Source organism: Bifidobacterium choloepi (genome assembly GCF_010667615.1).
Classification (GTDB): Bacteria; Actinomycetota; Actinomycetes; order Actinomycetales; family Bifidobacteriaceae; genus Bifidobacterium; species Bifidobacterium choloepi.
Genome location: NZ_VYSG01000003.1, coordinates 102148 through 119891, shown reverse-complemented (window position 1 = coordinate 119891; position 17744 = coordinate 102148). Strand labels below are relative to the sequence as shown.

Genomic DNA, 17744 nt, shown 5'->3' with positions numbered 1-17744 from the left:
ACCCGAGCTGCCAGCTCGGGTTTATAACGCTCAGGAGGAAGAAAGCTCTAGAGGCCCTTCACTTCCCGCTCGCCACCGCGCACGTCTTCCCTTCGTAAGTGACATTGGTCTCGGTAGAGTTGAGTGGCGTCTGGTCCACCGCCAGCACGGAAGTGGCGGAAGAAGACACCCTCACGTCAAACGAAATCGTCATCGTCTGTCCCGGCTTGAGCGTGATCGTGGACATATACGGCTCGGAGCCGTCCATCGAGACCTGCGTCGGCGTGGTCGCGGAGCCACTGCCGGTGATCGTCAGTCCGGAGATCGCGCCGTCGACGGGTCCGTAGATCAGCGTCTTCTCCAGCAGCCATCCTTCCTGTCCCTTCGTGGTGCCGGTAATGTACGTCGGCAGCGACGCGGCTTCCTCGGTCGTCATCGTATTCGTCAGCACATAGTCGACGTGGTAGGACGCGCCGGCGGTCGTGTTGTCGGAACCGCACGAGTTCGTCGTGATCGTCGCCTTGCGCTCGAGGTACCAGCCCATCTTCGAGCCCTGCTGCTCGTTGAGATATACGCCGATTGTCGGCGACGAAGCCGACGACGGTACCGTCGCGGTGAATCCGGCGGCCGCGATGTTCTGCTCAATGTCCTCGTTAAACGAATACATCGAGAAGTGCCGCTGCTCGGCCATCTCGGCCAGCGCATTGCCGGTCTTGATGAGCTTGGCGACGTTCATGTTGTCGAACATCTCGGCAATGGCAGCCTCCGCCGTCTCGGCGAAGATGGCATTGTGAGCGGCATTGTTGTTGCCGTAATCGACATAGACAGTATTGAGCAGGTATTCGGCGGTATTCTCGCCGGTCAGCACGGTGCCGTTGGACAACGTCACGTTGCCATTGATGCCAATGAGTTCCTGCAGGAAGACAGGATCCAGCACTAGCACGCCGTCGAGCGTGGTGCCGGCACCCCAGCTCGTCTTGTTCCAGATGGACCGCATTGCCGATGCGACGTCGGCGGTATTCGGCAGCGCCGCAATGTCGCGGATGTCGAACGACATCTTCATCGGCCCGGTCTCCTTGAAGACCTTCGCCGCGTCGTTGGATAGGTCGGCAGATCCGCTGTACTGAGCCATGTAATCGCTATTGGAATGGAAGTCACCGACGGTAATCTGTCCGTCATCAGTCGTCATCAGTCCGACCGACCCGACCAGGCCGCCCGACGACCTAAGTTCCGACTGCGTGACGGCCATGACGGCGTAGTCCTGCTGGCCGTCGCTGCCCAGCAGCCCCGGCAGCATGGCGAACGTATTCGACAACCGGTTAATCGTCGTCGCCAGCGAGTTCAGCTCGGTTTGTCCAGCTTCGTAGGCCTTCGTCACCGTCGAGATATGCGTCGTCGGCAGCGAATTGTATTCGTCGACCTGCGTCTGTAGCACGGAGTTGGCGGCCTTCATATTGGCTTGGCTGTCGATAATTGGTTGCAAGTTCAACGATCCATCCGCCGTCGTCAGCGAGGACGATTCAAGCGTCTTGACGACGTCGATGAACTGCGGTACGGCCCCATTAGCGATCGTGTCCACGGCATCGGTCATGCCCTGGACCGTCGTGACATCGTCACCGATCCAGAGCAGCTTCGCCATGAAATTCCATAACGATCCATGCGCAATATCCTTCGCCTGTGATGTCTCGCTCTGCACGTCAGAAATCTTCGATGACAGGCTGGAAAGGTTGTCGAGGTCAGACGCCGACGAGATATTCCCGATCAGCGAGATCGCCTTCTCCTCGTGCGCCTTGACTTCCTGCGCTTCTTTGTAGAACTTCAACCCGAAGTATCCGCCTACGGCAGCCAACGCCAAGATCAACACAATGACAATGCCGAGCACCCAAGGCCAGACCTTGCGCTTGTTGCGCTTCTTGGCCGCCTTGCGCCGCTCCTTCCGGCTCATCGGCCGATGATGGTCGTGCCCATGGCCGTCGCCACTTCTATTTGTCGACTCATGATGATGGTGATGATGCTTCCGCGGCTTCGCCCACTGGACATCGTCGATCCAGTCGCTATTCGATTCATTGCGTTCCGTATTGGCAGACTGATCCATCGGGTCCATATCTGCGCACCTTCCCAACCTTGTATTCTGCAAATACCTGTTACGTCACATGGAAGAAGGCCGTTGAAGCGAGCCTCAACGGCCTTGGAGTACCGAGCGTTAATCTACGACCTTGTGACTGCTGCTCGAACTGCGGTGCTCATGATGGTGCTCGTGCGATCCATCAGCGCTCGTGTAGTAGTAATAGCTGCTACCAGCCAAAGCCTTCTTATCGGCCTTAGCCCAAGTAAACACAAAACCCGTAACAGATACGTCTAAATTGCGCAATTCGTCTGCCGTCTCCACGAATTGCTTCTTCAAAGTCATTCCGCGACGTGAAATCAACACTAAGCCGCCGCCCTGCTTGGCAAATAAGGCCGCTTCATTAGCCACGATCATCGGAGCCGTATCCACAATGACATAGTCATACTGATGCAGCGCATGGTTGAGCAGCTCCGTCATGATCGGCGAATTGAGCAGCGTAGCCGCGTTCGGCGGTTTTGGCCCAGCCGGCATGATATGCAGATTCGGCTTCCAATACCGCTGCACCACGTCCTTGACGGCCGCCTGTCCCGACAAAACATGCGCCAAACCTGCAGAACCATCAATCTCAAGCTTTTTAGCAACCGAAGGATGACGAAGATCGGCATCAATTAGCAGAACCGTTGAACCACTCTCCGCTAGTGCTGCCGCAATATTGACGGAGGTCGTTGTTTTTCCTTCATTCGTGCCGACTGCCGAAATTACAATAAGGCGAGAATTCGTGCCAGAAACGGGTGCGATGAAAGACAAATTCGTACAAATACGACGATAATCTTCAGCAATAGGGCCACCCGGTTCTTCAATGACAATAGGCATGGAATCCAGTAATAATCCACTCTCAGGAATACGACCAAGCACCGGAGCGTCAATATAGCTGATCAACTCATTTTCATTCTGAATTTTAGTGCTAAGAAGATCACGTAAAAGCGCGACAAGAACGCCTAAAACTATTCCCGCAAAAATGCCGAAAGCTATATTCAATTTAACATTCGGGAAACTGGCAACCGTGGGGATCTGAGCAGATTCAACCGTCGTAATCTTAATTGGTGATTGCGATCCTGAGGAATACAGCGACTGCTGAATAACAGTACTTAGGGATTCAGCTACCGCATTTGCGATGGCAGCAGATTCAGCCGCATTCTCATCGGTAACAGTAATATCAATGAACGCTGTATTGGAAGGATTCGTCGCCTCGATCTGCTTCGCTAAGTCCGAGGCAGTCGTATCAAGTCCGAGCTTGGTGATTACCGGATCAAGAACGGCGGACGTAGTGACCAAGGAAGGGTACGACTTAATCTGACTGCTAATATACGTGCCCGCATTATTTAAATTTGAGTAATTATCTGAACCATTTCCAGACACATCGCTATACGTTGCGAACATTTTCACCGTAGCGGAATACTTAGTAGGGACAAGAAAAGTATAGAGGCATGTCCCTATTAGGACAATGGCGAAAGTAATACAAGCAATTACGATATGCTTATACACCATATGGAAAAAACTCATAAGACTTACGTCTGCATTATTCTGTTTCAAAGCGACACCATATTCCCTACTTAGATAATAGTTTCACGAAATCCTAAACAATTATAAAACTGATACGAATATCTTCGAAAAGTTATTTATGGTTTATAAAAAAACGGTTTTGTGCCACATCATGAAGATGCTTCCCATAAGGACTTTTCCCGTATTTTTCAGCAGCCTCTTCTAGACATTTTTTATCAATCCAACCATTTTCAAACGCAATTTCTTCGAGAACAGATATGGGTAATCCCTGAGCTCGTTCAATCGTGCGCACAAATTCTCCCGCTTCGAACAAGCTATCCATCGTGCCCGTGTCCAACCAGGCGTAGCCCCTTCCTAACGTTTGAACCGTAAGAGACCCGTCCTTCAGATACATCTCATTAAGATCGGTGATTTCCAACTCTCCGCGAGGAGAAGGCTTGACTTGCTTTGCAAATTCGCAGACTCTCTCATCATAAAAATAGAGACCAGTTACCGCATAATTTGAGGCCGGCTTCTTAGGTTTTTCAACAATATTGACAGCCTTATGATTTTCGTCGAATTCCACTACGCCATAACGTTCCGGATCATCAACGTAATAACCAAAAATAGTTGCGCCACGACCTGACGTCGCGGCTTTTCGAAGCAAGCAACCTAAGCCGTTACCATAAAAAATATTGTCACCAAGCACCAGTGCACACGGTTCACCGGCGATAAAATCTTCACCCAGAATAAAAGCCTGCGCAAGACCGTCAGGATTTGGTTGTTCCAAATATGAAAGGTTTAAGCCGTAACGCGTACCATCTCCAAGCAAACGCTTAAAATTAGGCAAATCGGCAGGCGTCGAAATAATCAATATTTCGCGAATGCCAGCCATCATTAGCACGCTTAGCGGGTAAAAAATCATTGGCTTGTCATACACCGGTAGCAACTGCTTTGAGGTGACCGTCGTCAAAGGATACAGTCGCGTGCCCGAGCCACCGGCAAGAACAATTCCCTTCATGGCACTTCTTTCTTCGGAAAAACTAATGAAAGAAAGCGTATCAAGATAATACAGCCTTCTTTCATTCATCCTCATCTTCTTTGCAATTAATTCAGGTCAGGCCATGACCATATTTTTCCAACCTTTTATTTCGCTCAATTACATATTTAATAATATATTCCACCAAGACATTTATCGCAGCAAAGAAAGATAATTTCCGTACAGCTGTCAGACATCGCCAATGGAAGAAGCCATGCCAGTCCAAACAGAATATCGACCAATTAAATCCATGACGAATCAATAATTCATACATATTGGTCGTAGTACAAAAATTTCCATAAGAAAATATGAAGGTACTTCGTTTATGACCCAGACGCACGATTTTGAAGAAAAAGAATCCTAGAGGAAAAGTAAATATGACGGCAATCTGGTTTAATCAGCATTAGAATATTTCGAAGACGATCACGCAACTTTATAATTTGCAATTTGAGAGGAACGTAATGACTCAGGCTCCGCAAGAAACGACAATGTTCATTGTTGCCCATCGAGACATTATCGTTCAACCCCAAGAAGGCTATTTTCCCATCTTGGCCGGAGCCTCAAAAAATAATGCCAAGATATTGTTAAAAGATAATGTGGGAACTAATATTTCCGACAAGAATAAGGAATACTGCGAGTTAACAGCACAATATTGGGTTTGGAAAAATTACAACATTAAAAACCACAATATAGGATTTGTGCACTACCGCCGGTTTTTCTATACGTCCACGACAAAGAAGAGCATCGTTTCAATCAGACAATTGTCAAGGGACCTTCAAACGTATGATGCCGTTCTGCCTGAGCCGTGGATTCTACGTCAGTCAGTGCAAGAACAATTTTGCGAATACCATTACGCCGAGGATTTGGCCCTGACTAAGAGAATCATAGATCAGCTATATCCTGAATTCGTTCCCTCATTTGAAAAGGTAATGAAAGGGCATGCTTTGTGCTGCTACAACATGTTTGTTCTGCCCTCTTGCCTATTTTCCGAATACATGCAGTGGCTCTTTGATATTTTAAGCCATGTTGAAGCAGAAGTAGATGTGGAAAAATATTCCGATTACAATCGCCGCCTATTCGGTTTTCTATCTGAGAGATTGTTGAATGTCTGGGTCGACGCTAAAAAGTTAAAATGCAAATATTACCCAGTATATAAAAATGACGACACATGGTGGGCTGAAGCAATAAAGAGAAAAGTAAAAGAAATACTAATTGAGCATAGGATTTAAATATGATTTGCGCTGGTATCGTAACCTTCAATCCGGAAATCAAGCGCCTTAAGGCAAATCTTGAGGCAATTAAACCTCAAGTGTCAAAGATCTATGTCTTCGATAACGGGTCAAAAAATGCAAAAGAAATTTCACGCCTTTTAACAGACTTTGACCCCGCCGAAGTGATATGGTCAGACGACAATAAGGGGATTGCCGCGGCCCTCAACTCACTTTTGAAATATTCGCGCCGGTCGGGATTCAGTCAGATTCTATTTTTGGATCAGGACAGCGTAGCATCTGATGGCATGGTTGATATTCTCACGAGGCATCTCTCTGACTCGACTGCGATTGTTTGCCCATATATCCTCGATCGTAATCGAACAACACAGGAAGAATACCGAAGGAAAAATTTACCCCCTATTGAAAATGTCCAGCATGGTGCTCATCACGGGGCTATTACTTCCGGATCGTTAGTGAATATTGCTGATGGAATTGCAGCTGGCGGTTTTGATGAAGCCCTTTTCATCGATTATGTTGATTTCGATTTCGATGAGCGAATGCTCTTACACGGTAAGAAAATAATTCGGACCAATGAGACGTATCTTATCCATGAAAAAGGAAAGTCGGAGAAGACCCCGATAAAGTTGCCCAGAAGAAGGCAAGGTAAGGTGCAGTGGGAACCGGTGTTTAGGCTGGGATATTCTCCGCAACGGTGTTATTACCAAACAAAAAACCGTATTATCTATGCTCGCAAATATTGGCATCATACCCATTTCGAATCATTAATAGAGATACCGCCACTCATGCTCCTCTCTTTATTATTTGAAAATAATAAATGGGCAAAGATGCGAGCATATTGCCAAGGAATCAGAGACGGTCTGAAAGCAAAAATAAAGCCAGTCCAGGAATAACCTTGTCAGGATTGTACATGACTTTAGATAAGAGCAACACCAAAAAAGTTGGTTTTCCGCTATCAATAATCATTACTTTATGTGATTATTTATTAATTATTGCAATAGTATTCAACGCCAACAGCGTTTATGCTTTGGGATACGGAAAATTCGCCGCATCCTGCTTCGCACTTGCAATTTCTAGTGGATTATATTTCCTTTTGGGTTTGCTTCTCCATCGCGATGTCTGGCAAAGGACAACACTAATTGTCATCCTACTTGCTAGTTGCACTCTTGTAATTCAGCTTCTCTTGGCAGCCGTTCATAGTGATGGCAGCTTTTCCTCCGGTATTTGGATACAATATACCGTAGCACTCCCCTTAATGGCTGGAGGATTCATTTGTCGTGGTTATGACATTGTCCGCCGAGGCATACTTGTCTCTTTGACTTGGTTCGGTACTCTTATTGCACTTATCTCCCTAGTATTCTGGAGCCTCAGTAATTTTGCTGGATTGCAGGCATCGAAAACTCTTCCGATGCTTTGGGCAGATAATGGCACCATCTACTCTTACTACAATCTCTATTACAATGTGCAGCAGATGTACGTTGGTTCTACGCTATTCTGGCGGAATTGTGGCGTCTTTTCTGAACCCCCTATGTATGCCGCTTTTTTAGGAATTATTCTGGCGTTAAATATTTATATCCGCGAAAAGGAGAACCGCTTCTGCAGCATCATTGTTTCCATTACTTTGCTGACAACTCTATCTACCGGTTCGCTGATATACCTAGCGATGCTTTGGTTGCCTAAAATATATCAAAATACAATTCAAAAACGAAAAACCGTCATTCGATATTTTTGGCTCTTTTTAGCAACTATTATTGTTTTCTTCGCTGTCATTTATTTGACTTCTGCAATAAATGAGAAGATCTCTGATACACATTCAGGTAAAACCCATTTCGCAGATTTGATTTACGGGACACAAATATGGCTTGACAATCCATTTTTTGGTCATGGCCTGAATTCCGATGATTTCATTTGGTCGAATTATATGATCTTTTTCCGAGCCGGATTGGGCTATACAAGCGGAATCCTGTATCTGCTCATTCACGGTGGGATCTTGTTGGGATTATGCGCAATCATCCCCCTAATCTTAGGTATCGCCAAAAGCCGTAATTGGCAAGATCGCTATTTTATTTTATTTGTCGTCTTTGTTTTCATCTTTGCAGTAGTACAAACCGACGCAATATTCATTTTCTCCCTCGCTTTTTGTTATTTAATAACCTTCGAAAAAAAGGCAAAAAATTCAATTGCAGCAATGCAGACTGGAAATATTTAATTATGACCAAGGTCTCGATAATTATCCCTCTATACAATCAAGAAGAATATGTGGAAAAGTGCCTTTCTTCCTTACGTAGACAAACATTCCCGCATTTCGAAGCGATTATAATCGATGACGGCTCAACGGATAATTCCGCAAAGGTCGCCTCTGCCTTTCTCAACGATTCTCGCTTTCGCCTAATACATCAGGAAAATGCTGGCGTGTCCGCTGCCAGAAATAATGGAATGAATCATGCAAATGGCGAATGGTTATGCTTCGTTGACCCAGACGATTATGTCAAACCAGATTATTTAGAGACTCTAGTAAAGGCGACATACTCAAAAAAATCCGCCCAAATCATTATGAGTTCATGCCTTCTAGACAAAAACGACGGTAAACTCACGCCGGAATTTTTCTTCCCTAGCTCGTTTTCAGCACACAACGTTTCAGAGAAAACTCCTCTTTTTCATCAATTAATGGATGGACATTATCAGCAAAAAGAAAATGCAGTGACAGCGATCGGCGTTCCTTGGGGAAAACTATACAATCGCAAATGGGTAGAATCGGAGCATTTATCATTTGATCCCGCCCTGAAAAGAATGCAGGACAATATTTTTAACATGGAAGCCTTTTTTTTGGCAGATTCCCTGCAGTATCTTGATTACGCTGGATATATTTATCGCGTTGAATCACTCACTTCACGTGCTTATGAAAAAATCGCTCAAGGAGCATATCATCCAGCATTAATTAAGCGCATAGAACTCATGAATAAATATAAGTTACTTTCAAATGAAGAATTATCTCGCGCTTGCGACGAAGAAAGAACTAATATCTTGTTTCAAGAATATAAGGCAAATACTCTTCTTTCTGACATTCAGCCTTTATATTTAGCAAAGAGCTTGAAAAAAAGCGTTTCGATACTATTGCAAACAATAACGGTAAAACAGCTTACATTTGGAGGAAAAATACGATATTATCTCATGAGATATCCGATTCTTTTTGCTTTTTTTGCTAATTTCACTTTCAAGAAGCATGCAAAATAAATTTTCTAGAGCAAATACAGATAAGATGAAAACCATGCAAGGCAATCTTCCTAAAAACATTATTGTGACAGGCGGCTGTGGCTTTATTGGCTCCAATTTCGTACACTACGTCTATAACAATCATCCCGACGTACACATCACGGTGTTGGACGCCCTAACCTATGCCGGAAACATAGAAAATATTCGCCCTTTACTTGGCGACCAAGTGGAGTTCGTGCATGGGAACATCTGTGACGCTCAACTACTTGATGAGCTAGTTCCCGGTCATGACGCGATTGTTCATTACGCTGCAGAGTCCCATAATGATAACAGCATCGCCAATCCGGAACCTTTCCTAAAGACGAATGTCGAAGGAACGTTCCGACTGATCGAAGCTGCTCGCAAGTATGATGTGCGCTTCCATCATGTGAGTACTGACGAGGTCTACGGCGACCTTGCTTTGGATGATCCGGCCAAGTTCACCGAAGAGACTCCCTATCATCCCTCGAGCCCGTATTCTTCGACCAAGGCGAGTTCGGACATGCTTGTCCGCGCATGGCATCGTACCTATGGTCTGCGCATGACGATCTCGAACTGCAGTAATAACTATGGTCCGTACCAGCACGTGGAGAAGTTCATTCCGCGTCAGATTACGAACATTATTGAAGGCATTCGTCCGAAGCTGTACGGTGACGGTCTGAATGTGCGTGATTGGATTCATACTGAAGACCATTCTTCTGCTGTGTGGACGATTCTGACCCGTGGCCGTATTGGCGAGACCTATCTCATTGGCGCAAACGGCGAACGCAACAATCTGACTGTTCTGCAGGATATTCTGCGTGTGATGGGCCAGCCTGAGGATGCATTCGATTGGGTCAGGGATCGCCCTGGACATGATCGCCGTTATGCCATTGACTCAACGAAACTGCAAACTGAGCTTAGTTGGCGACCGACGCACACCGATTTCGAGTCTGGCTTGCGTCAGACCGTCAAGTGGTATATCGACAACCAGCAGTGGTGGGAGCCGGCGAAGGCAGCGACCGAGGCGAAGTATAAGGCTCAAGGACAGTGAACGATAAGCCACCGCGACTAAGTCGGTGGCTTTCGCATGTCGGTTTGGCGTTAATCGGAATAGGAAAACAAATGGAATTCGAGAAGGAACTGAAAGTCACTGAGACCAACATCCCCGGGCTGCTGGTCTTCGATCTGCCAGTGTATGGAGATAACCGTGGCTGGTTTAAGGAAAACTGGCAGCGCGCGAAGATGATGGAATTGGGTTTACCGGATTTTGGTCCGGTCCAGAACAACATCAGCTTCAATGCGACGAGGGGCGTCACTCGTGGCATCCACGCCGAGCCTTGGGATAAGTTTATTTCGGTTGCGACCGGTGAAATTTTTGGAGCATGGGTGGATCTGCGTCCCGGCAATACGTTCGGCCAAGTATTTACAACGCGACTGGATCCGTCGCGCGCAATCTATGTACCACGCGGTGTAGGTAACAGTTTCCAAGCTCTCGAAGACGGCACTGCTTATACCTATCTGGTGAACGCCCACTGGTCGTTTGAACAGAAGAAAACGTACACATTCGTCAATTTGGCCGATCCGGAACTTGGTATTCAGTGGCCGATTCCGCTGGATCAGTGCGAGCTGAGCGAAGCTGACCTACATCATCCGATGCTCAAGGATGCTAAGCCAATGGAACAAAAGCGTACGCTGGTTACCGGCGCGAATGGCCAGCTTGGCCATGCAATACGCAAATATGTTGCTGACCATGATCGCAAGGGCTTCGAATTCACCGATATTGATGAATTCGATTTCTCCAATCCGGCTGCATATGAACAGTATGACTGGAGCCTGTACGGCACAATCATTAACGCTGGTGCCTTCACCGCTGTCGACAAAGCGGAAACTGAAGAAGGTCGCAAGCTTGCCTGGAAGGCCAATGCTCAGGGACCAGCACTGCTTGCTCGTGTAGCGCAGGAGCATCATATTACGCTGGTGCATGTCAGTTCCGACTATGTGTTTGATGGTACCGTTGACGAGCACAAAGAAACGGAAGAATTCTCGCCGCTGGGAGTTTATGGGCAGACAAAGGCTGCTGGCGACATTGCTGTGGCAAATACGGCGAAACATTACATTCTTCGCTCCAGCTGGGTTATTGGTGATGGTCATAATTTTGTCAAGACGATGATGAACCTGTCGAAGCGAGTTGCTGATCCTGATGACAATCTGGATCAGGTGACGGTCGTCGACGATCAGTTTGGTCGGTTGACGTTTACTGATGAAATGACCCGTGCCATTTTCCACCTGCTTGATTCGAATGCTCCGTACGGTACTTACAATCTCACAGGTTCCGGTTCCATTGCCAACTGGGCGGATATTGCTGCCAAGGTCTTCGATGCAACCAATGGCAATGGTGATGCCGTCAAGCCGATCAGTACTTCGGAATATTTCCTCAATGCCAACGACCCGATCAGCCCGCGACCAATACATAGTGCACTTGATCTAAGCAAAATTCGGGAGACAAATTTCATGCCTAAAAACTGGGAAGCAGAATTAGTCAAATACATTTCTACAGCAAATATTTAAGAGATTCAAATTATCAATAAATATTTATTTTGCAACGATATTAATCTTAGATCATTCCCAATCGTCCATCACAGCAGATCTTCCTTAATCATAAGGTTTTAAAATGACTCAACTAAGCGCATCAATCGTCATTTACAAGAACTATAATGACGTAATTATCGCAGCTCATTCTTTGCTAGACGATATAAGATCTGAAAAAATGACATGCAAACTCTTCCTGATCGACAATAGCGCATCACTTTCCGACCGGGAGGTAATACAGGGCCGTAGAATGCTACGCCATGAATTTGCAAATTATTCAGAAATAGAATTTATCGATCTGAAAAAAAATATCGGATTCGGTGCAGCACATAATGTCGTTTTGCCAAAGATTAATTCAGATTTTCATCTGATAGTTAACCCCGACATCGAAGTAAAGGCAGGCGCTATCAGTGCACTTGTAAACGCTGCTCAAACCATAGAAAACGTAGCAATTGCAGCCCCAAAACTTGTAGGCCCCAGCATGGAGATGCTGCCCGCTTATCGTAGAGAAATTACTCTTCTAGACGTGTTGGCACGAAATGCGCCGAACTCATTACTATCCAAGAGAAGAGCCTACCATGAAATGAGCGATAAGGACTTCTCTCAAATTCAGGATATCCCTTTCATCCAAGGAAGTTTTCTGCTTATCCGTACTGCCGTTTTCAAGAATTTGCAAGGATTTGACGAGTCTTTTTTCATGTATCTAGAGGATGCCGATCTCTGTAAGCGAGCCAGCAGTTATGGACGAATCGTCTATGTCCCATCGGCCACAGTAATCCATAAATGGGAAAAAGGATCACATCATAACAAAAAATTATTAAAATATCACCTTCAATCTTTTATGGTTTACTTTAGAAAATGGGGTATTCGATGGAAGTGATTTCATAAACAAGAACATTGCAAACATAATTGATTTATTATCTCACAATCTTTCTAATACAGCCGACTTATGATTAAAAAATTATTTTCTATGTTTAAAAAAATGTCTCTCAGAATAAGAAAGAGTTTTTCTTATTTTCTCGAAGCCAAGAAGATATTGACAACAAAAACTGCTTTTTTTGGTCTCATGTATCATATTTGCGGCTTATTGAGAAAAAAATATTATCAATCTCTATATCAAGTAATCCCAAAAAAGACCCCGGAGTTGTGCGAGGTGGATTGCACGCAATTTTGCAATGCTTTCTATGAAACAGAAACTAAAAATAATGGCCCAATTTGGACAATGTGGTGGCAAGGCGCTGATGATAGCAACACCCCTCCCCTAATTCGCGCTTGCATAGAAAGCATCCAAAGCCACGCAAACGGCCGAAAAGTGAACGTAATCACTCAGGACAACTTTTCACAATTTGTTACCATACCTCCCGAAATCGTCAAAAAGGTACAGCAAGGAGAAATTGGCCTTACGGAATTCTCCGACCTTATCCGCTGCGAACTTTTATATCAACAAGGAGGAATTTGGATCGATTCTACTTGTTATCTGACAAAAGATTTACCAACCAATATTAGCGATTATCCGTTCTTCTCTATCCCGGTGGGGAGAAAAGATCCGATCCGTAACTGGACAAGTTATTATCTCGCCTCCGCCAAAGGAAATCCTTTATTCTATGCGATGAGTAAGTACCTTTCTTCATATTACGGAAAAGGCTATAAACTGTACGACTATTTTGTAACAGACATCACTCTTTCGATTATTTATCAAAATAATAAATCAGTTAGAGAGATGATTGATAATGCACCACTAAATAACAAGAACGTTTACGCGCTTATACATCGACTCGATGAGCCGATTAATGATCAAAAAAATATATTTCTATCTGATAATACCTATTTATATAAGCTGACATATAAACTAAATTTTAAAACAATATCATCAGATGGCACTCCAACCCTTTACTCACAAATTATCAACAGTAGACTAAATAAACGTTCATATACGGAGAGAAAAGATCATGCAAAGGCGCAAAGCAACGAGTAAAACACTATTCGCTGTAGGAGATCTAACCCTAGGCGGAATCCAAAGAGTCAACACTGTTGTGGCCAATGAATTAGATTCTTTGGGATTCGATATTACCCTTCTAACCGCCGTAGACCGTCCGGATAAATATGAAGTGACCTGCACCTTTAAGCGGGGCACAAAGAAATATACTAAATTTACAAACTTCAAATTACGACTTGGCTCGCGCCTAACCAAAAGACGCCGAGGCGGTATTTACAAACACGCATTACTTAACGAACTCCATCAAACGGATTATGACACCATAGTCCTTAATCCTGATTTTTATTTCTTCGTTCCAGACATAAAAAAATCTTTTCCAAAGTTAAAAATATACTTATGGATGCACAATAATTACGACATATACGTTAATCTGTACTATAAACGTTATACTGCACAATTATTTAAATGCGCGGCCCTAGCGGATGGAATTATTTGCCTAGAACATTATTCTCAAAATAAATGGCTTGCACACAATCCGAATTCTTTCGTCATCTATAATCCGTGCACTATAGAAACTAAAGGCCAGGTTTCCAATCTGTCTAACCATACCATTTCTGTCACTTCTCGTATTTCGATTATGATGAAGGGACTGGATTATCTTCTCGATATTGCAAGAACGATCCCAGAAGATTGGACTATACAAATTGCCGGCGACGGTGATGATACTTTGTCGCTTCAAAAGCTGATCAAAAACGCAAATCTAGAGAAAAAAATAATATTGCGTGGAGCCTTGTATGGAAACGAGCTACTTCAGCATTATCTCAATTCCAGTATCTTTATTTCTACAAGTCGGTGGGAAGGCTTTGCCTTGGCTCCACTAGAAGCCATGAAGTGCGGATTACCCATATGCACTTTTGATCTCCCCTGTTTTGAAGAATTATCCCAGCATGGCAAATATTTCCCTATTGCCCCTCTGGATGATATTTCTAAATTTGAAACAAACTTGTTAGAATTCATAAACGATTCTCATACAAGAAGAGAATATTCAAAACTTAGCCTCAAGCGTATTGATGATTTTTCTGTTGAGACAATTTGTCAGCAATGGATCAATAAAGTAATTCAATAATTTTTTTTGGGAGGGGTATGAAGCCCCCCCCCCAAAAAAAATCACTTCTTTCGTTTTATAATAGCAAGTAGATATTTTAATTGTCCAAATAATAAATATCCAATAAACATTATTGAACAAACTAGTAGCATTTTTATTGAGAATTGCAGAATTAAACCACCGTTAATTAGGGAACCGGTAAAAATCGCTACAACTACAGCCACAGCGGCAATAATAATCTCAGGGATAAAACGAACAACTACACTAAACGTTCCGCCGAAGGCTCGCTTTATCAAGTAGAAAAATGTAGTAAAAATTTGGATAATATATGCTGCTGCGATTAGTGCAGCCACATATAGCATTTTTCCTGTGCAGAGTCCTAGCACTAGGCAACCCACCGTCACAACTGTATTGATCAAACCTACTCGGAACTGCAGATCCGTACGTCCAAGGCTCTGGAAAAATGCCCCACTCGTATTTCCCAACATCTGAAAATATACAGAAAAGGCCAAAAGAGTGAACAGGGGTATCGAAGCGCTCCATTGCGAACCGTAAAAGAGTAAAACGACCTCGCGCGAGCAAGCAACAAAGATTGCCGTAATTACTGCGCCTACGAGACTGACCAGTTTTTCAATTCGAAACCAGAAATCCCAAATTATTTTCTTATGGTCTTGATGCTCTGCCATAAAAGGTTGCACAATCGAGGAAACGACCGATGTAAATGAAGAAAGAGGATATGTGGTGAGCTTATATGCTTTGTCATAATAGCCTAATTGCACATCACCAAAGAACTTTCCAATCAATAGATTGTCTAAATTCCGAGAAAAATAATTAATCGTGCTGAAGCCAAATTGAAAGGAAGAATATGAGAAAATAAGTTTTAGTGGCTCCACAAAATGGAAATTTGGTTTGCGTACTGATAACGACAAAAAGTTCCAGATAAAAACCGAAAATGCAGATAAACCTGTTTGTAAAATCAACGCATAAGCGCCCATACCAAGGGCAGCAGAAAAAACGGCAACAACACCCGAAATCAATGTAGTTACAATTAAGCGAAGTCCTATGGCCTTAAATCTCTTACCTCGTAGCATCAATCCATTAGGGACCATGTTTAAAGTGTTGAAGAAAAGCGTAGGAGTTGCAGCAAGAAATAAAGGTATTAGCCCCATATCGGAATAGAAGAGAGCAAATGGATAAGACATCATTGCAAATACGATTGTCAATACTGTGCTAAGCACAATAGAGAAGGCAAAAAGCTTCTCAAAGTCTTTTTGTTCCAGTTGCCTAAACTGAATAATTGCGGCACCGACGCCCATATCCGAAAAAATATTAAAGAAACTTGTAAAAACAGTAACAATTGCCACTTCGCCAAACTGATCTGGCGTCAACAATCTCGCAAGTATTGCCGTAAGGACAAGTTGAATGACTATAGTCGCGTATTTTGCTACAAATTGAATCACTGCAGCTTTTTTAGGACTTACTGTTTCGTTTCTCTTCATATGTCTTTACTCTCGTCATTTAATCCGATTACACATCACTAGACAAAAACAAAATTACGCTATCATGAGCTCACTAAAACTACTGGATACAAAACAAGTCGACATAAAACGGACTGCTATTACTCTTCTTATTATTCTTAATACTTTTTGGTTTATTTCATTTCCTACTTAATCCATATATAGTTATATTTATCAAACTTCAATTACATTGAATACGACAATTGAATGGAGTTTTACATGAAGGTTGCTGTGGCGGGGACTGGTTATGTAGGTCTTTCTGTGGCATTGCTTTTGGCTCAGCATAACGAAGTGCATGCGCTTGACATCGTTCCCGAAAAGGTCGCGATGCTCAATGACAACGTCAGCCCGATCGTGGATAGTGAGATCACGCGGTTCCTCGACGGCAAGAGCGACGGGACGATGAACTTGGACTTCCAGGCCACGACGGACCCGAAGCTGGCATACGAGGATGCTGAGTTCGCCGTGGTAGCAACCCCGACGAACTACGATCCGAAGAAGAATTACTTCAACACCTCCAGCGTCGAGGACGCCATCCGCGCTATCCGCGAGATCAACAAGGACGCGTGGATCGTCATCAAGTCAACCATTCCCGTCGGCTACACCGACCGCGTCCGCCAGGAAATGAACGATTCGAAGATCATCTTCTCCCCCGAATTCCTGCGCGAGGGCCATGCGCTGTACGACAACCTACACCCGAGCCGCATTGTGGCCGGAGCGCCGACCGACGGCGAAGAAGCCGTCAAGGCCGCCGAAACGTTCATCGACCTGCTGGCACAGGGCGCCGATCCAACCGAGCTGGAACGCGTGAACAACGACGGTACCGTTGGCATTCCCGAGCTCGTGTGCGGCACGACCGAGGCCGAGGCAATCAAGCTGTTCGCCAACACCTTCCTGGCGCTGCGCGTGGCCTACTTCAACGAGCTGGACACCTACGCCGAGTCCCGCGGCCTGGATGCCGCCGAGATCATCAAGGGCGTGTGCCTCGACCCGCGCATCGGCAGCCACTACAACAACCCGTCGTTCGGTTACGGCGGCTACTGCCTGCCGAAGGATTCCAAGCAGCTGCTCGCCAACTATGCCGACGTGCCACAGAACCTCATCGGTGCGATCGTGGAATCCAACCGTACCCGCAAGGACTTCATCGCCGACCAGATCGTGTCCAGACTCGAGGGCGTCGATCATCCGGTCGTGGGCGTCTATCGCCTGACGATGAAGAGCGGTTCCGACAACTTCCGCCAGTCCTCGATCCAAGGCATCATGAAACGCGTCAAGGCCAGGGGTATCCCGGTCGTCGTCTACGAGCCCACGATGAAGGACGACGAGTTCTTCGGCAGCGAAGTCACCAAGGACCTCGACCACTTCAAGCAAGTCAGTGACATCATCGTTGCCAACCGTTGGAACGATGACCTCGCCGACGTGAGCGAGAAGGTGTATACGAGGGACCTCTTCAAGAGAGACTAACTTCTGATTGTTGTGTGAAGGCGGCGCCGAATGTTACTCGGC

At 45.1% G+C, this 17744-nt stretch carries 14 protein-coding genes; 10 read left to right on the top strand and 4 right to left on the bottom strand.

The features are described 5' to 3' along the window. Positions 1-58: 58 nt before the first annotated feature. The 3 genes from F6S87_RS07070 to rfbA all read right to left on the bottom strand — a co-directional run bounded on the left by F6S87_RS07070 (position 59) and on the right by rfbA (position 4610). Positions 59-2083: a DUF4012 domain-containing protein gene (locus F6S87_RS07070; protein ID WP_231129433.1), complete on the bottom strand. Its 2025-nt coding sequence runs from the start codon at positions 2081-2083 to the stop codon at positions 59-61. A 99-nt stretch (positions 2084-2182) separates the two neighbouring features. Further along, positions 2183-3610 carry a polysaccharide biosynthesis tyrosine autokinase gene (locus tag F6S87_RS07065; RefSeq protein WP_163227953.1) on the bottom strand — a complete coding sequence of 476 codons (1428 nt, stop codon included), beginning with the start codon at positions 3608-3610 and terminating at the stop codon, positions 2183-2185. Between the two features lie 112 nt (positions 3611-3722). Next, complete coding sequence (gene rfbA, locus F6S87_RS07060) at positions 3723-4610, bottom strand: glucose-1-phosphate thymidylyltransferase RfbA (RefSeq protein ID WP_163228065.1); 888 nt, start codon at positions 4608-4610, stop codon at positions 3723-3725. Positions 4611-5089: 479 nt separating this feature from the next. Here rfbA and F6S87_RS07055 point away from each other — a divergent pair, with 479 nt between their 5' ends. From F6S87_RS07055 to F6S87_RS07015, 9 genes are all read left to right on the top strand, one after another. Next, a complete protein-coding gene (locus F6S87_RS07055; protein ID WP_163227952.1) occupies positions 5090-5857 on the top strand; it encodes a DUF4422 domain-containing protein in 768 nt (255 codons plus the stop codon). A gap of 2 nt (positions 5858-5859) precedes the next feature. Next, positions 5860-6750: a glycosyltransferase gene (locus F6S87_RS07050; RefSeq protein ID WP_163227951.1), complete on the top strand. Its 891-nt coding sequence runs from the start codon at positions 5860-5862 to the stop codon at positions 6748-6750. Positions 6751-6767: 17 nt separating this feature from the next. Further along, complete coding sequence (locus F6S87_RS07045; RefSeq protein ID WP_163227950.1) at positions 6768-8066, top strand: hypothetical protein; 1299 nt, start codon at positions 6768-6770, stop codon at positions 8064-8066. A gap of 2 nt (positions 8067-8068) precedes the next feature. Beyond that, positions 8069-9091, top strand: a complete 1023-nt coding sequence (locus F6S87_RS07040; protein ID WP_163227949.1) for a glycosyltransferase family 2 protein — start codon at positions 8069-8071, stop codon at positions 9089-9091. A 34-nt stretch (positions 9092-9125) separates the two neighbouring features. Further along, positions 9126-10142 carry a dTDP-glucose 4,6-dehydratase gene (gene rfbB, locus F6S87_RS07035; RefSeq protein WP_163228064.1) on the top strand — a complete coding sequence of 339 codons (1017 nt, stop codon included), beginning with the start codon at positions 9126-9128 and terminating at the stop codon, positions 10140-10142. A gap of 71 nt (positions 10143-10213) precedes the next feature. After that, positions 10214-11659, top strand: a complete 1446-nt coding sequence (locus F6S87_RS07030; protein ID WP_163227948.1) for a sugar nucleotide-binding protein — start codon at positions 10214-10216, stop codon at positions 11657-11659. 103 nt (positions 11660-11762) lie between these two features. Beyond that, positions 11763-12560, top strand: a complete 798-nt coding sequence (locus F6S87_RS07025; protein WP_163227947.1) for a glycosyltransferase family 2 protein — start codon at positions 11763-11765, stop codon at positions 12558-12560. A gap of 69 nt (positions 12561-12629) precedes the next feature. Continuing rightward, positions 12630-13655: a capsular polysaccharide synthesis protein gene (locus tag F6S87_RS07020; RefSeq protein ID WP_163227946.1), complete on the top strand. Its 1026-nt coding sequence runs from the start codon at positions 12630-12632 to the stop codon at positions 13653-13655. Next, positions 13630-14742, top strand: coding sequence for a glycosyltransferase (locus F6S87_RS07015; protein ID WP_163227945.1), 1113 nt, complete (start codon positions 13630-13632; stop codon positions 14740-14742). The genes F6S87_RS07020 and F6S87_RS07015 overlap by 26 nt, the downstream gene beginning before the upstream one ends. A gap of 41 nt (positions 14743-14783) precedes the next feature. Here F6S87_RS07015 and F6S87_RS07010 read toward each other — a convergent pair whose 3' ends face one another. Then, positions 14784-16220 carry a lipopolysaccharide biosynthesis protein gene (locus F6S87_RS07010; RefSeq protein ID WP_163227944.1) on the bottom strand — a complete coding sequence of 479 codons (1437 nt, stop codon included), beginning with the start codon at positions 16218-16220 and terminating at the stop codon, positions 14784-14786. Between the two features lie 237 nt (positions 16221-16457). Between F6S87_RS07010 and F6S87_RS07005 the strand changes: the two genes are divergently transcribed. Further along, positions 16458-17702 (top strand): nucleotide sugar dehydrogenase, encoded by a 1245-nt coding sequence (locus F6S87_RS07005; protein ID WP_163227943.1) that lies wholly within the window; start codon positions 16458-16460, stop codon positions 17700-17702. Positions 17703-17744 lie beyond the last annotated feature (42 nt).

What these genes read in the sequence shown, in the direction of transcription:
- F6S87_RS07015 (WP_163227945.1), top strand. Translation starts at nt 13,630, where the DNA reads ATGCAAAGGCGCAAAGCAACGAGTAAAACACTATTCGCTGTAGGAGAT.
- F6S87_RS07045 (WP_163227950.1), top strand. Translation starts at nt 6,768, where the DNA reads ATGACTTTAGATAAGAGCAACACCAAAAAAGTTGGTTTTCCGCTATCA.
- F6S87_RS07005 (WP_163227943.1), top strand. Translation starts at nt 16,458, where the DNA reads ATGAAGGTTGCTGTGGCGGGGACTGGTTATGTAGGTCTTTCTGTGGCA.
- F6S87_RS07040 (WP_163227949.1), top strand. Translation starts at nt 8,069, where the DNA reads ATGACCAAGGTCTCGATAATTATCCCTCTATACAATCAAGAAGAATAT.
- F6S87_RS07055 (WP_163227952.1), top strand. Translation starts at nt 5,090, where the DNA reads ATGACTCAGGCTCCGCAAGAAACGACAATGTTCATTGTTGCCCATCGA.
- F6S87_RS07030 (WP_163227948.1), top strand. Translation starts at nt 10,214, where the DNA reads ATGGAATTCGAGAAGGAACTGAAAGTCACTGAGACCAACATCCCCGGG.
- rfbA (WP_163228065.1), bottom strand. Translation starts at nt 4,610, where the DNA reads ATGAAGGGAATTGTTCTTGCCGGTGGCTCGGGCACGCGACTGTATCCT.
- F6S87_RS07070 (WP_231129433.1), bottom strand. Translation starts at nt 2,083, where the DNA reads ATGGACCCGATGGATCAGTCTGCCAATACGGAACGCAATGAATCGAAT.
- F6S87_RS07050 (WP_163227951.1), top strand. Translation starts at nt 5,860, where the DNA reads ATGATTTGCGCTGGTATCGTAACCTTCAATCCGGAAATCAAGCGCCTT.
- F6S87_RS07020 (WP_163227946.1), top strand. Translation starts at nt 12,630, where the DNA reads ATGATTAAAAAATTATTTTCTATGTTTAAAAAAATGTCTCTCAGAATA.
- F6S87_RS07010 (WP_163227944.1), bottom strand. Translation starts at nt 16,220, where the DNA reads ATGAAGAGAAACGAAACAGTAAGTCCTAAAAAAGCTGCAGTGATTCAA.
- rfbB (WP_163228064.1), top strand. Translation starts at nt 9,126, where the DNA reads ATGCAAGGCAATCTTCCTAAAAACATTATTGTGACAGGCGGCTGTGGC.
- F6S87_RS07065 (WP_163227953.1), bottom strand. Translation starts at nt 3,610, where the DNA reads ATGAGTTTTTTCCATATGGTGTATAAGCATATCGTAATTGCTTGTATT.
- F6S87_RS07025 (WP_163227947.1), top strand. Translation starts at nt 11,763, where the DNA reads ATGACTCAACTAAGCGCATCAATCGTCATTTACAAGAACTATAATGAC.